This is a genomic window from Bradyrhizobium sp. UFLA05-108 (genome assembly GCF_059803455.1).
In genome coordinates this window covers 262,587-276,356 of the sequence record NZ_JBANAZ010000001.1, presented here as the reverse complement: position 1 = coordinate 276,356, position 13,770 = coordinate 262,587, and the positions used below count along the sequence as shown (strand labels likewise).

At 64.4% G+C, this 13,770-nt stretch carries 13 protein-coding genes; 2 read left to right on the top strand and 11 right to left on the bottom strand.

Annotation, left to right across the window (positions count from 1 at the left end; genetic code table 11):
- The first annotated feature begins 274 nt into the window (after positions 1 to 274).
- Positions 275 to 787, top strand: coding sequence for a GcrA family cell cycle regulator (locus SO140_RS01195; protein ID WP_027521514.1), 513 nt, complete (start codon positions 275 to 277; stop codon positions 785 to 787).
- A 225-nt stretch (positions 788 to 1,012) separates the two neighbouring features.
- On the opposite strand, the gene phoB is transcribed toward SO140_RS01195, so the two are convergent.
- From phoB to SO140_RS01145, 10 genes are all read right to left on the bottom strand, one after another.
- Positions 1,013 to 1,720, bottom strand: a complete 708-nt coding sequence (gene phoB, locus SO140_RS01190; protein WP_449377720.1) for a phosphate regulon transcriptional regulator PhoB — start codon at positions 1,718 to 1,720, stop codon at positions 1,013 to 1,015.
- 14 nt (positions 1,721 to 1,734) lie between these two features.
- Complete coding sequence (phoU, locus tag SO140_RS01185) at positions 1,735 to 2,451, bottom strand: phosphate signaling complex protein PhoU (RefSeq protein WP_449377721.1); 717 nt, start codon at positions 2,449 to 2,451, stop codon at positions 1,735 to 1,737.
- An 11-nt stretch (positions 2,452 to 2,462) separates the two neighbouring features.
- Positions 2,463 to 3,281, bottom strand: coding sequence for a phosphate ABC transporter ATP-binding protein PstB (gene pstB / locus SO140_RS01180; protein ID WP_449377722.1), 819 nt, complete (start codon positions 3,279 to 3,281; stop codon positions 2,463 to 2,465).
- Entirely contained in the window at positions 3,278 to 4,123 is an 846-nt protein-coding gene (gene pstA, locus SO140_RS01175) for a phosphate ABC transporter permease PstA (protein ID WP_449377723.1), read from the bottom strand. Before pstA ends, pstB begins: the two co-directional genes overlap by 4 nt.
- A gap of 1 nt (position 4,124) precedes the next feature.
- Positions 4,125 to 5,114: a phosphate ABC transporter permease subunit PstC gene (pstC, locus tag SO140_RS01170; RefSeq protein ID WP_449377837.1), complete on the bottom strand. Its 990-nt coding sequence runs from the start codon at positions 5,112 to 5,114 to the stop codon at positions 4,125 to 4,127.
- Positions 5,115 to 5,306: 192 nt separating this feature from the next.
- Entirely contained in the window at positions 5,307 to 6,317 is a 1,011-nt protein-coding gene (gene pstS / locus SO140_RS01165; RefSeq protein WP_449377724.1) for a phosphate ABC transporter substrate-binding protein PstS, read from the bottom strand.
- 143 nt (positions 6,318 to 6,460) lie between these two features.
- Positions 6,461 to 7,759, bottom strand: coding sequence for an ATP-binding protein (locus tag SO140_RS01160; protein WP_449377725.1), 1,299 nt, complete (start codon positions 7,757 to 7,759; stop codon positions 6,461 to 6,463).
- A gap of 34 nt (positions 7,760 to 7,793) precedes the next feature.
- Positions 7,794 to 8,849 (bottom strand): putative bifunctional lysylphosphatidylglycerol flippase/synthetase, encoded by a 1,056-nt coding sequence (locus SO140_RS01155; RefSeq protein ID WP_449377726.1) that lies wholly within the window; start codon positions 8,847 to 8,849, stop codon positions 7,794 to 7,796.
- 472 nt (positions 8,850 to 9,321) lie between these two features.
- A complete protein-coding gene (locus SO140_RS01150; RefSeq protein ID WP_449377727.1) occupies positions 9,322 to 9,618 on the bottom strand; it encodes a hypothetical protein in 297 nt (98 codons plus the stop codon).
- A 1-nt stretch (position 9,619) separates the two neighbouring features.
- Positions 9,620 to 11,014, bottom strand: a complete 1,395-nt coding sequence (locus SO140_RS01145) for an OmpA family protein (RefSeq protein ID WP_449377728.1) — start codon at positions 11,012 to 11,014, stop codon at positions 9,620 to 9,622.
- Between the two features lie 165 nt (positions 11,015 to 11,179).
- On the opposite strand from SO140_RS01145, the gene SO140_RS01140 reads away from it, so the two are divergent.
- Positions 11,180 to 12,238, top strand: coding sequence for a polysaccharide deacetylase family protein (locus SO140_RS01140; RefSeq protein ID WP_449377729.1), 1,059 nt, complete (start codon positions 11,180 to 11,182; stop codon positions 12,236 to 12,238).
- Positions 12,239 to 12,313: 75 nt separating this feature from the next.
- Here the strand turns inward: SO140_RS01140 and boxB are convergent, their stop codons facing one another.
- Positions 12,314 to 13,765 (bottom strand): benzoyl-CoA 2,3-epoxidase subunit BoxB, encoded by a 1,452-nt coding sequence (boxB, locus tag SO140_RS01135; protein WP_449377730.1) that lies wholly within the window; start codon positions 13,763 to 13,765, stop codon positions 12,314 to 12,316.
- Between the last annotated feature and the right edge of the window lie 5 nt (positions 13,766 to 13,770).

The window sequence follows — 13,770 nt, the reverse complement described above, 5'->3', positions numbered from 1 at the left end:
GCGATTTTGAGTTCTTTTAGCGACGGAACATGTGGACGCGGAGCCGCAGACTCTTGCGCGGGAGTCACGCCATATTGTAGCGTTTACCGTGTCAGATACGACATCTCGTGCAGCAGTTCTGATCCTCTTAGTCCTCATGTACCGGCGTAACGTTCAGGTGCGTTTTTCGCGCCCGGCGAGCCTTAAGGGATTCTGGGGGCACGGGTTTTTCGAGGCTTAGACATCGCCACGCGGCCCCAAGGATTGGCAGGCGCGCGGCGAAGGGAAGGGTGCAATGACGGTTTTGACCTGGTCCGACGATCGCGTCGAGCAATTGAAAAAGCTCTGGGAAGCCGGGCTTTCGGCCAGCCAGATCGCTGCCGAGCTCGGGAATGTGACGCGCAACGCCGTAATCGGCAAGGTGCACCGGCTGGGCCTGTCCGGTCGCGCCAAGAGCCCGTCCTCGGCGGCTCCCCGGCCCCGCAAGGCGCGCCCCGCACAGCACATGATGCGGGTGAGCCGCCCGATCTCGCGCGGCAACACCGCCCTCGCCCAGGCCTTCGAGGTCGAGGTCGAGCCCGATCCGATCACCTACGACAACGTCGTTCCGATGAGCCAGCGCCTGTCGCTGCTCGAGCTCAACGAGGCGACCTGCCACTGGCCTGTCGGCGATCCCTCGAGCCCGGATTTCTTCTTCTGTGGCGGCAAGTCGCTCTCGGGCCTGCCCTACTGCGCGCAGCATTCGCGCGTCGCCTACCAGCCGGCGGCGGACCGCCGACGCGCACCGGCCAAGCCCGGCACGCGCTGAGGTCATCAGCGCGCGGGGCTGGCCGACGCGCAACGATGGTTCAACAAATTGGATGTCGTCCCTGCGAAAGCAGGGACCCATAATCCAGGGCGCAGTTATTGCGCGGGAAGATCACTCCGAGTCTTCGCCAAACCACTCCCCGTGGTTATGGGTCCCTGCTTTCGCAGGGACGACATCGGAGAATGTGGCGGCAGCCCGCTGGATCACCGCTGCCACCTGCAAACCTTAAGTCTGCTCCGCCTTCGCGAAACGATCGTCCAGCGCGTAGCCGGCGCCACGGACGGTGCGGATCGGGTCCTGCTCGCGGCCGAGATTGAGCAGCTTGCGCAGACGGCCGATGTGGACGTCGACGGTGCGCTCGTCGATATAGATGTCACGGCCCCAGACGCTGTCGAGCAGCTGTTCACGCGAGAACACCCGGCCGGGATGCTCCAGGAAGAACTCCAAGAGGCGATATTCGGTCGGGCCGAGGTCGATCGGCCGTCCGGAGCGCGCGACGCGACGCTTCTCGCGGTCGAGCTCGATGTCGCCGTAGGCGAGTATGGTCGCAAGCCGCTCGGGGCTTGCACGCCGGAGCAGGCCTTTCACGCGCGCGAGCAACTCAGGTACCGAGAACGGCTTGACGATGTAGTCGTCGGCGCCGGTCGCAAGCCCCCGCACCCGCTCGCTCTCCTCGCCGCGTGCCGTGAGCATGATGATCGGCAGCTGCTTGGTCTCGGGCCTGGCGCGAAGCCTGCGGCACAGCTCAATGCCGGACAGGCCCGGCAGCATCCAGTCGAGCACGATCAGGTCGGGGATATGCTCCTTGAGGCGGGTGTCGGCGTCATCGCCGCGCATCACCGTCTCGACATCGTAGCCGTCGCCTTCGAGGTTGTAGCGCAATAGCTCGGTCAGCGCTTCCTCGTCCTCAACAACCAGAATGCGTGCGCCCATGGCGTCGTCGCTCCTTAAGTGTTCGGCACGGTCGTGGCGAAGGTCGTCATGTCGCCCTTCGGGCGCTTGTCGGCGATGGCCTGACCTTCGATCATGTAAAAAACGGTCTCGGCGATGTTGGTCGCATGGTCGCCGATCCGCTCGATGTTCTTGGCGCAGAACATCAAATGGATGCAGAACGAGATGTTGCGCGGATCCTCCATCATGTAGGTGAGGAGCTCGCGGAACAGCGAGGTGCAGATCGCGTCGACCTCCTCGTCGCCTTTCCACACCACCATCGCCGCCGGCAGGTCATGCGCGGCATAGGCGTCCAGCACCGACTTCACCTGCTGCTGCACGAGGTCGGTCATGTGTTCCAGGCCGCGGAACAGCTTTAGCGGATGGAAATCGGTCTCGAGCGCGGCGACGCGCTTGCCCATGTTCTTGGCAAGGTCGCCGATCCGCTCCAGATCGGTCGCGACGCGCATGGCGCCAACGATCTCGCGCAAGTCGACCGCCATCGGCTGGCGGCGCGCGATCGTGAGCACGGCGCGCTCCTCGATCTTCTTCTGGAGCGCGTCGATCTCGGCGTCGGTTGCCACCACGCGCTGGCCGAGCGCGACGTCACGGCGGATCAGCGCATCGACGGAATCGACGATCATGCGCTCGGCAAGGCCGCCCATCTCCGCAACGAGCCGCGTGAGCTCTTGCAGGTCGGTGTCGAAGGCCTTTGCGGTATGTTCAGAAGCCATTTCCTGTCTCCTCAGCCGAAGCGGCCGGTGATGTAGTCTTGGGTACGCCGGTCGCTGGGCGACGTGAAGATCTTGCTGGTCTCGTCGAACTCGATCAGCTCGCCGAGATACATGAAGGCGGTCTTGTCCGAGACGCGCGCCGCCTGCTGCATGTTGTGGGTGACGATCGCGATCGTGTAGTTCTCGGCGAGCTCCTGGATAAGCTCCTCGACCTTAGCGGTCGAGATCGGATCGAGCGCCGAGCAGGGCTCGTCGAACAGGATCACCTCGGGACGCACCGCCACGGTGCGGGCGATGCAGAGACGCTGCTGCTGGCCGCCGGAGAGCGACAGGCCGGAGGCGTTGAGCTTGTCCTTGACCTCGTTCCACAGCGCGCCGCCGCGCAGCGCCTTCTCGACGCGGACGTCCATCTCCGATTTGGAGATCTTCTCATAGAGGCGGATGCCGAAGGCGATGTTCTCGTAGATCGTCATCGGGAACGGCGTCGGCTTCTGGAACACCATGCCGACCCGGGCGCGCAGCAGGTTGAGGTCGAGCTTGGAGTCGAGGATGTTGGTCTGGTCCAGCATGAGCTGACCGGTGGCGCGCTGTCCCGGATAGAGATCGTACATCCGGTTGAAGATGCGCAGCAGGGTCGACTTGCCGCAGCCGGATGGGCCGATGAACGCCGTGACGCGATTGGTGCCGAGCGTCAGGTTGATGTTCTTCAGCGCGTGGTGCTCGCCATAATAGAAGTTGAGATTGCGCACCGTCACCTTGGCCGGAGCCTCGGGCAGCGTCGGAGACGCCTGACGCCCGGTGGAACTTACGGAAACGGACAGATCGCTCATTTTGCAGTCCTCTCGGCGCCAAGAATGCGCGCGCCAATGTTCAGGGCAAGCACGGTCAGGGTGATCAGCAGCGCCCCGCTCCAGGCCAACTGCTTCCAGTAGGCATAGGGGCTCTGCACGAAATTGTTGATGGTGACCGGCAGGTTCGCCATCGTCTTGTTCAGGCTGAGGCTGAAGAACTGGTTCGACAAGGCGGTGAACAGCAGCGGCGCGGTCTCGCCGGCGACGCGTGCGGTGGCGAGCAGCACGCCGGTGATGAGACCGGAGCGCGCCGCGCGGTAGGCGATCCGCTTGATCACCAGCGAACGCGGCAGCCCAAGAGCAGAAGCCGCCTCGCGTAGCGCGTTCGGCACCAGCAGCAGCATGTCCTCGGTGGTGCGCAGCACGACCGGGATCACGATGACGGCCAGCGCCAGCGCGCCGGCGATCGCCGAGAAGCCGCGCATCGGCACCACCACCGCACCATAGATGAACAGGCCGATGATGATGGAGGGTGCCGACAAGAGGATGTCGTTGATGAAGCGGATTACCGAGGTCAACTTGTCGTTGCGACCGTATTCGGCGAGATAGGTCCCGGCGAACAGGCCAAGCGGCGCGCCGATGCCGACGCCGATCACGGTCATGATGATCGAACCGATGATGGCGTTGCGCAGGCCGCCTTCGGTCGAGCCCGGAGGCGGAGTGTCCGCGACGAAGATCTGAAGGTTCAGACCGGTGAGGCCGTTGTAAAGCAAGGTGATCAGGATCAGCGCGAGCCAGGTGACGCCGAAGGCGGCGGCAGCGATGCAGAGACCACGGATGACGATGTCCTTGCGGCGGCGGCGTGCGTAGATCGGGTTCATGTTACTTCCCCGCCTTCTTTTCGAGACGCAGCAGCATCAGCCGCGCGCCGGCGAGCACGAAGAACGTCAGCACGAACAGCAGCAGGCCGAGCAGGATCAGGCCGGACTGATGCAGGCCGTCGCTTTCGGCGAACTCGCTGGCGATCGCCGCCGAGATGGTCGTGCCTGGGGCGAAGATCGACGACGAGATGCGGAAGGAGTTGCCGATGATGAAGGTCACCGCCATGGTCTCACCCAGCGCACGTCCGAGTGCCAGCATGACGCCGCCGATGATGCCGACGCGCGTGTAGGGGATCACCACGCTGCGCACGACTTCCCAGGTGGTGCAGCCGACGCCATAGGCGGCTTCCTTCAGGACCGGCGGCACGGTCTTGAACACGTCGACCGAGATCGAGGTGATGAAGGGAAGCACCATGATCGCGAGGATCAGCGAGGCGTTGAACAGGCTGAGATAGGACGGCGGGCCGGCGAAGATCGCGCCCAGCACCGGAACGCCGTCGAACAGCTTGATCATGAAGGGCTGGAAGGTGTTGGCCAGGAACGGACCCAGCACGAAGAAGCCCCACATGCCGTAGATGATCGAGGGAATGCCGGCGAGCAACTCGACCGCCATGCCGATCGGGCGGCGCAGCCATTGCGGGCAGAGCTCGGTGAGGAAGATCGCGATGCCGAGGCCGACGGGAATGGCGATCAGCATTGCGATGAAGGAGGTGACGAGCGTGCCGTAAATCGGCCCGAGCGCGCCGAGCACCGGCGGATCGGCAGAGGGCGCCCAACGTTGGGTCCACAGGAAGGCGAGGCCGTATTCCCTGATGGCCGGGAAGGCGCCGACGATCAGCGACACGATGATGCCGCCGAGGATCAGGAGGACCGAGATCGCGCTGAGCCGCGTGATCCAATAGAAGGTCATGTCGCCGAGCTTGAACGCGCTCAAGGCCTTGGCGCGATCATATGGTCCGGCGTCGTCGACGATATCGCTTTGAACGGCCATCTCTGCCACGCCGATCCCCTGTACCAATTTATCTACGCTTATTGTCGGTCTCGTGCCCCGGATGCGGCGCAGCGCGAAGCGGTGCGACGCTGATCCGGGGCCGAAGTTATTGCACCCAAAGTCTTCTGGGTCCCGGCTCAGCGGCGCGTCATTTCATGCCGTACCGCGTCCGGGAGACGAGAGCCGCTGCGATCAGCTCTTGATCTCGGCAGCCCAGGTCTTCTCGATCAGCTGGACGACGCTGTCCGGCATCGGGATGTAGTCGAGCTCCTCGGCCGCCTTGCTGCCGTTCTTGAAGGCCCAGCGGAAGAACTTGATGGCTTCCTGCGAGGCCGCCTTGTCGGTGGCGTCCTTGTGCATCAGGATGAAGGTCGCCGCGGTGATCGGCCAGGACTTGTCGCCGGGCTGGTCGGTCAGGATGACGTAGTAGCCCGGAGCCTTGCCCCAGTCGGCGTTGGACGCGGCCGCCTGGAAGGCCTCGACGGTCGGCTGCACCGGCTTGCCGGCCTTGTTGACGAGACCGGTGTAGGTCAGCTTGTTCTGCTTGGCATAGGCGTACTCGACATAACCGATCGAGTTCTTGGTCTGGCTGATGTTGCCCGACACGCCCTCGTTGCCCTTGGCGCCGACACCGACCGGCCATTCGACGGCCGTGCCCTCACCGACCTTGCTCTTCCAGTCCGCGCTGGCCTTGGAGAGGTAGTTGGTGAAGTTGAAGGTGGTGCCCGAACCGTCCGAGCGGCGGACCACGGTGATCGCGTCCGACGGCAGCTTCACGTTCGGATTGAGCTTCTTGATGGCAGCATCATCCCACTTGGTGATCTTGCCGAGGTAGATGTTGGCGAGGGTCTCGCCGTCGAAGGTCAGCTCGCCGGCCTTCACGCCCTCGATGTTGACCACGGGGACGATGGCGCCCATGACCATCGGCCACTGAACGAGGCCGTCCTTCTCGAGCTGCTCGGCCTTGAGTGGCGCATCGCTGGCGCCGAAGGTCACGGTCTTGGCCTGGATCTGCTTGATGCCGCCGCCGGAGCCTATCGACTGATAGTTCAGACCGTTGCCGGTCTCCTTTTTGTAGGCGTCAGCCCACTTCGAATAGATCGGGAACGGGAACGTCGCGCCGGCGCCGGTGATGTCGGCAGCGAAGGCCGACGTCGATGCGGCCACCAGGCCAGCAGCGACGATAGTTTTGATGAAATTCATGCTGGTCTCCATAGTGGGGAGCGAAGCGCCATGCGCGCCCGATCGCGCTCCCGCGCCGCCCCTTTAGGAGCGATCGGTAGTGCTTTTACGAAGGTTTCGTGACAGTCGGATGACAGGCTTAAGCGCCTGAGATAGCTGGATTTTCAGCTTGCAGCTGGGGGCTTGGCCTGGGGAAAACAGGCCGTGAAAGTGGCGCCCTGTTTGAGCACGCTTTCGATCAAAAGCCGGCCGCGGTGCCGGTTAACGATATGTTTCACCAGCGATAATCCGAGGCCCGTCCCGCCCTGCGAGCGACTGTCGCCGACGTCAACCCGGTAGAACCGCTCGGTCAGCCTTGGCAGGTGTTCCGGTGCAATTCCGGGGCCGAAGTCGCGCACCAGGACGCGGATTTCCGGCGAGCCGTCAGCCGCCGTGACCATGCCGAGCGAGACGATCACCCGCCCGCCCGAGGCGCCGTATTTCAGCGCGTTCTCGATCAGGTTCTCGAACAGCCGCAACAATTCCTCGCGGTCGCCCGCGATCATCACCGCCGTCTCCGGCAGATTGATCTCGACGTCCACCTGCCGCTCGCGCGCCAGCGGTTCGAGCCCATCAGCGACCTGGCGGATGATCGGCACGACATCGACCAGCGTGTCGGGCCGCACATGCGCCGACAATTCCACCCGCGAAAGCGACAACAGATCGTCGATCAGGCGCGCCATGCGGGTCGCCTGGGTGTGCATGATGCCGAGGAAGCGCTCGCGCGCCCTGGGATCGTCCTTGGCCTGGCCCTGAAGCGTGTCGATGAAGCCGGAGAGCGCGGCCAGCGGCGTGCGCAGCTCGTGGCTGGCATTGGCGACGAAATCGGCGCGCATCTCCTCGACCCGGCGTAGCGGCGTCTGATCGTGGAAGGTCATCAGCATGCATTTGTCAGCGCCGCCGAACGTGGTCGGCACCGGAACCGGTGTGATGATCAGCTCCATCCAGCGGTCGACCGGCACGTGATCGAGATAGTCGGCGCGGCGCGGCTCGGATGTAGCGATCGCCTCGCGCAGCGCGGTGATGATCTCCGGCGAGCGCAGCGCGAACTGGGCGAGCTCGTTCTTGCGCAGCGCTGGCGCGAGCTGGGCTGCGGCAGCATTGAGATGGATGACGCGCCCGGCGCGATCGAGCAGCACGGCCGGGTCCGGCATGCCCGAGACAACCGCGGCCACCGCCGCGTTTTCGACCGGGTTGATGCGGCGGACGTCGTCGCGCGAGGCGGCGGTATCGTGCAGGCGCCAGGGGATCAGCGCGGCCGCGGCGATGCAGAGAAACACCGCCACAGCCCGCGTCGCCGACAATTCCCCGAGCGAGACCACCACCGACAGCGCCAGCGCCGCCGCGATCAGGATGATCGCCGAATGCCGCAGCCGATCGGACCAGGGCTGGACCGAGGGAGAAGGGTGGGCGTCGATCGCCATCGGGGCAGGCTTCTCCTTAAGAATTGTAGGCCGGTCAGGCGCTCTTGTCGCTGCGCTCTCTCACGTAAGCGGCTTCGCGCGCAGGGCCGGGATCGAGCTTGAGGGCCGCCTGCTGCAGGCGTTTCGATCGGGCTCCGATAATAACCTCTCGAAACGTCAGCAAGATTACAGATATGACAAAGGGCGAAAGATAATAGAGGACGCGGAACAGCAGCATTCCCCCGAGGAGCTCCTCGCGGTCCATCTGCCACAGCCCGACCAGCATGGCGGCATCGAATACGCCGAGACCTCCGGGGGAGTGGCTGGCGAAGCCGAGCAGTGTGGCGGAGACGAAGATCACAGCGACCACGACGAAGCCGAGATTGGGCTCGTCCGGCACCAGCACGTACATCGCGAGCGCGCAGAAGCCGAGATCGACGATGCCGATCGCGATCTGGAGCAGCGTCAGCGGGCCGCCCGGCAGCACCACCGTCCATGGACCACGACCGACCACGCGCGGCTGGGTCCAGACCCACACGACATAGGCGACCAGCGCGACGATGATCGCCATCGCGACCAGCCGGTTGAGCCAGGGGGGCAGCTGGTCGATCGAGGCCGCAGCTTCGGGGTGATAGGTGATCCCGAGGCCGAGCACGGCGGCGTTGCCAAGCCAGAAGGTCAGGCCGGCGAGGAAACAGATCTTGGCGACGTCGATCGCGTTGAGGCCCCAGGCCGAGTAGATGCGATAGCGCACCGCGCCGCCGGTGAAGACGCTGGCGCCGACATTGTGGCCGATCGAGTAGCTGGTGAAGGCCGCGAGCGCATTGATGCGGTAGGGCACATGGGCGTGGCCGATCGCACGCGTCGCGAACAGATCGTAGAAGGTCAGGGTGAAATAGCCGGCGGCCACGAACAGCGCCGCCATCGCAATCTGGCTCGGCTCGGTGCTCTTGATCGCCTCGACCACCTCGTTGAAGTCGATGCCGCGCAGCATGTGATAGAGCACGTAGCAAGCGATGCCGATGACCGTCACGCTGATCACGACGCCAAGCTTATGCAGGATTTGCTTCTGGCGCAGAAACGTCATGGCCCTGCGTATGGCTTCCAGCATCTAGACCTCGAACTACGCTTCCGCGGCCATAGCGGCCGGCGAACGGGCGAACGTACAGATAGCCGGCGACCCCTTGGCGCCGGCTCCAGCTTCGCGCATGCTCCCCGACCCTCCAGTAGCGCGTTTTGGGCCGGAGTGGAATTCGCCAATAAGCGCAAAAACGCGTTTCTTCAATATTTTAGGCGGGTATCCGCGCTTGCCTTGCACCGTTTGGCTCTTTTCCGCGACGGCCTCTGCCGAATCTGTATCGCGATCCTGCGTACGGGCCGTGAAGTTTTGATGATTTCACCCGGACAATGTTCCGCTGCGGCTTAAGCCGGCGTCAATCTTTGGCCCCGCGATCGGCGGTGGTAAAGGCAGGCCGGAACGCGATTTGGCATGCGCCGAAGCGCGGCGACCCTGTGCGGCGCCCAAGGCGCAGTCATCAGGGCAGTCCGGCGCCTTGCGCATAGGCAGGGTGCAAGCGCAAAGCTCAGGCCGCGGGCGCGCTGCGCGAGACGACCCGGTCGCGGAGGCATGCGCCGATGGTGCAGCCGACGAGATAGCAGCCGAACATGGTAAGGCCGAGGTCGAGCCAGTAGCCGAAGCGGCCGGGGACCACACGGGCGAGCGCCGCCGCGACGAGGGCCGCCGCGAGGACCGCGAGCCAGCGCGCAAGCACCTTCGAGGTGCCGTTACCGCGCTGGACCACCGAGATCCAACCCATCGCCAGCCCGAGCAGCAGCGATCCGACCAGCCAACCCCAATGGAACGCCAACAGAAATGACATGTCATCTCACCAGAAATTCGATGCGGCGGTTTTGTGCCTTGCCTTCGTCGGTATCGTTGCCGGCGACCGGCTGCGTGCTGCCATAGCCGACTGCCGTGAAGCGATCGGCCGGAAGGCCCGCCTTGACGAGATAGTCGATCACCGCCTGGGCGCGCTTCTCCGACAGCGCCTGATTGAAGGCATCCTCGCCGTCGGAATCGGTGTGGCCCGCCACCTCGATGGTGGCGTTCGGGCACCGCAGCGCCGTTTCGATGAGGCGATCGAGGAGACCTGCGGAATCCGGATCGATCGTGGCGCGCTTCGGCTCGAAGCGGATCTTGCCCTTGGTCAGGAGCTCGGAGAACAGCTGTTGACAGACCGTGCCGTCGACCGGACCTGCGGCGGGCTTCACGGTGATTTCCGGCTTGTACTGCCAGGTCTTGGGAAAATCCTTGCCGAGGCCTGCGCGGATATCGGCTGCCGCGCCCTCATAGAGCGCATCGCCCGACAGCTTCACCTCACGATCCGTCACCACCAGCGTGCCGGTCGAGAGCCGTGACAGAGCCCCAAGCGCGGCAACCACCGAATTGCCGAACGAAGCAGGCGCGCCAATGCTGGCCTTGAGATTGTCGACGACCTTCTCGCCGAAGAATTTTTGCCCTGCCGCCGTGGCGATGACCGCGTGGACGTTGTTGTCGGGGACGTAGCCGGTTAGCGTCACGGTCGCCGCGACCGGATCCTTGTAGGCCTGGAAGATGTAAGGCGGCGCCTTGATGTCGTTGGTCGCGACCGAAATACCCTCAGGCAAATTCTTCAGCGCCGCCGCAATGGCTTCTCGGCCGCCGAGTTCGCGCGCCATGCCGGACAGGCTGACGTTGGTGTCGGATATCGTGATCTTGCCGTCCTTGAGCTTGCCGACCTGGTCGAGCAGGAGCATCGCGGCATTTTCGAAGCGCGGCGGCGCACCGCGCGCCAATCCCATCTGATCGGCGACCTCGATGCCGCCGAGGTCCTTGCGGGCGGCCTCCACCAGCCGGCCCTTCACCCCCGGCAACGGCGCGCTGCCGGACAGGGTGACCCGGACGACGTCCCGTTCGGCGTTCCAGACGAAGGGCTTGGCCTCGGGAACCAGCCGGGTCTGGTCGTCGACCAGACGCACGCCCGGCACGGTTTCGACCGCCGTGACGGCGTCGCGGCGGCCCTCCTCCGAGAACGCTTCGGCGGCAAAAGTGACGTCGCGGCCGGCCACCGCGATCCGGGTCTTGTCCAGAACGGTGTTCTTCAGCGCGGCAGCGGAGCGGGCAGACAAGTCGGCTTCCAGCGGCAAAGTGTCATTCCAGGCCGCAATTCCCCACATGATGGCCAAGGGGATCAACCCCGGCCACCATTTGCTGGCCCACTTGAAAAGCTTCTGCATTCGACGACCCGAACCTCTGGAACCGGAGACAAAACAAACCCTTGACGGGCTGTCAAACCGGAAATGGCGGCCTTGTGAAGGCTCTGGATGAGCAACCGGACTAACTTTTTCTTCAAGGGTCTTCCCCTAGGTTGACCGTGGAATGCCGGGGTCAACCAGCCTTCGATGAAACAACTGCGCAACAACGTCATCCGCGTCGGGCTGGAAGCACTCTATTTCAGCGGGGCGCACCACCTCCTGCGGCCGCTGCTCGCCGGCGTCGGCGCCATTTTCATGCTGCACCATGTGCGACCACCTCGGGAGGATGCGTTCCAGCCCAATCGGCATCTCGAGGTCACGCCGGACTTCCTGCGCGCCACGCTGTGCCATCTGCGCTCGCACGACATCGACATCATCTCGATGGACGAATTGCATGATCGGCTCGCGCAGGGCCAGTTCACCCGCCGCTTCGCTGCCTTCACGCTCGACGACGGCTACCGCGACAACCGCGATTTTGCCCTCCCCGTGCTGCGCGAATTCGGCGCACCTTCGACCATCTATGTCACGAGCGATTTCGCCGAGGGGACCGGACGTCTCTGGTGGATCGCACTTGAGGCCGTCATCGCCAAGGCGAGTCACATCGACGTGCAGATCGGCCATGCCGCGCTCCGTCTCGATGCGACGAGCGCGCCTGCGAAACAGGCCGCGTTCGACCGCATCCATGACTGGCTGCGCGCGTTGCCGGGCGAGCACGACCTTCAGCGCGAGATCACGGCGCTCTGCACGAAGCACGGTGTCGACATGGCGGCGCTCTGCCGCGACCTCTGCCTGTCCTGGGACGAGCTGAAGGCGCTGGCGGCGGATCCGCAGGTCGCGATCGGCGCCCACACCATCAGCCATTGCAACCTTGCCAAGCAGAGCGAGGAGATTGCCGCGCAGGAGATGGCGGTGGGCCGCGTGCGCATCGAGCACGCGCTCGGACGCCCCGTGCAGCACCTCGCCTATCCCTATGGCGACCGCCATGCCGCGGGCGAACGCGAATTCGCGCTGGCCGCGGCGAGCGGTTTCAAGACCGCGGTGACCACGCGCCCGGGCATGTTGTTCGCCGAAAATGCCGGTTACCCGACCGCACTGCCGCGCGTCTCGCTCAACGGCAATTATCAGGATGCCCGCATCCTGCCGGTGCTGACCTCGGGCGCTGCCACCGCAATGTGGAACGGCTTCCGCCGGTTTGCGGCGGCGTAGCCTCCCTCTCCGCTGTCGCCGCGGCAAAGGCCGGGACGACATCGAAGGGCCTGGCGTGCTGTCGTGTCCAGCGACCTACGACTCGATCTTCACATATTCGAAATCGCCGGGCTTGTTGTCGATGCCGACTTTCGGCGGCGAGATCCAGGACGCGAACTGGCCGATCTCGGTGACGGGCTTCATCAGGGAAGCGATGAAGTCGCCGTCGTTCGTTGACGGCAGCCAGTCGTCCTTGCGCTTGGCCCAGGTGGCGTCGTCGATCAGGATGCCCTCGGGCGTGGCGTGCACGTCCTTGAACTCGCCGATGTGCCGGTGGAACGTGACGTGCGGCACCGTCAGCTTGAAGTCGTAGCCCGCCGTCGAGATCACCTTGTTCCAGCGCAGCATGCCCTTGACGCAGTCCTGGGTGTAGTCGTCGCGCAGCCGCATGTTGAGCGCTGTCAGCGCCGGCTCGTCGACCATCTTGATCTGGCCGTCGACGAACTTCATGACCGGGTAGGTCGCGGTCTTGAGCTGGTGATCGTCCTCGATCGAGGTTTCCTTGTAGCGGCCCTTGATACCGGCGTTGAACGCGTTCGCAGCGTTGGTCGATACTTCCGAGCCGAACAGGTCGAGCGACAGTGAATAGTGCAGGTTCAGCTTCTTCTGGATGGTCGGCAGGTCGATGACGCCGAGCGCACGCACCTTGGCGATGTCGTTGGGGTCGGAGATGCCCGCCTCGCTCATCGCCTCGCAGGTCCGCTGCACCACGCGGGTGATGCCGGTCTCGCCGACGAACATGTGGTGCGCCTCTTCGGTCAGCATGAAGCGGCAGGTGCGCGACAACGGATCGAAGCCCGACTGCGCGAGGCTGTGCAGCTGCATCTTGCCGTCGCGGTCGGTGAAATAGGTGAACATGAAGAAGGACAGCCAGTCGGGCGTCGCCTCGTTGAAGGCGCCGAGCATGCGCGGCGCATCCGCGTCACCCGAGCGACGGCGCAACAATTCGTCCGCCTCCTCGCGGCCGTCGCGGCCGAAATATTTCTGCAGCAGATACACCATCGCCCAGAGGTGACGGCCTTCCTCGACATTGACCTGGAACAGGTTGCGCATGTCGTAGAGCGAGGGCGCGGTCTTGCCGAGATGGCGCTGCTGCTCGACGGAAGCGGGTTCGGTGTCGCCCTGGATCACGATCAAGCGGCGCAGCATCGCGCGATGCTCGCCGGGGACCTCCTGCCAGGCCGGCTCGCCATAGTGCTCGCCGAACGGCACGACGCGGTTCTCTTCCTGGGGAGCAAGGAGGATGCCCCAGCGATAGTCGGGCATGCGCACATAGTCGAACTTGGCCCAGCCGCGCGGATCGACCGAATAGGCGGTGCGCAGGTAAACGAGCGATTCCTGGAAGCCGTCCGGGCCCATGTCGCTCCACCAGTCCATGTAGCCGGGATGCCAGCCTTCCAACGCCTTCAGCACCTGGCGGTCTTCGGCGAGATTCACGTTGTTAGGAATCTTGGTCGAGTAATCGACGTTCATGATGTTCATGTTCATGGCCG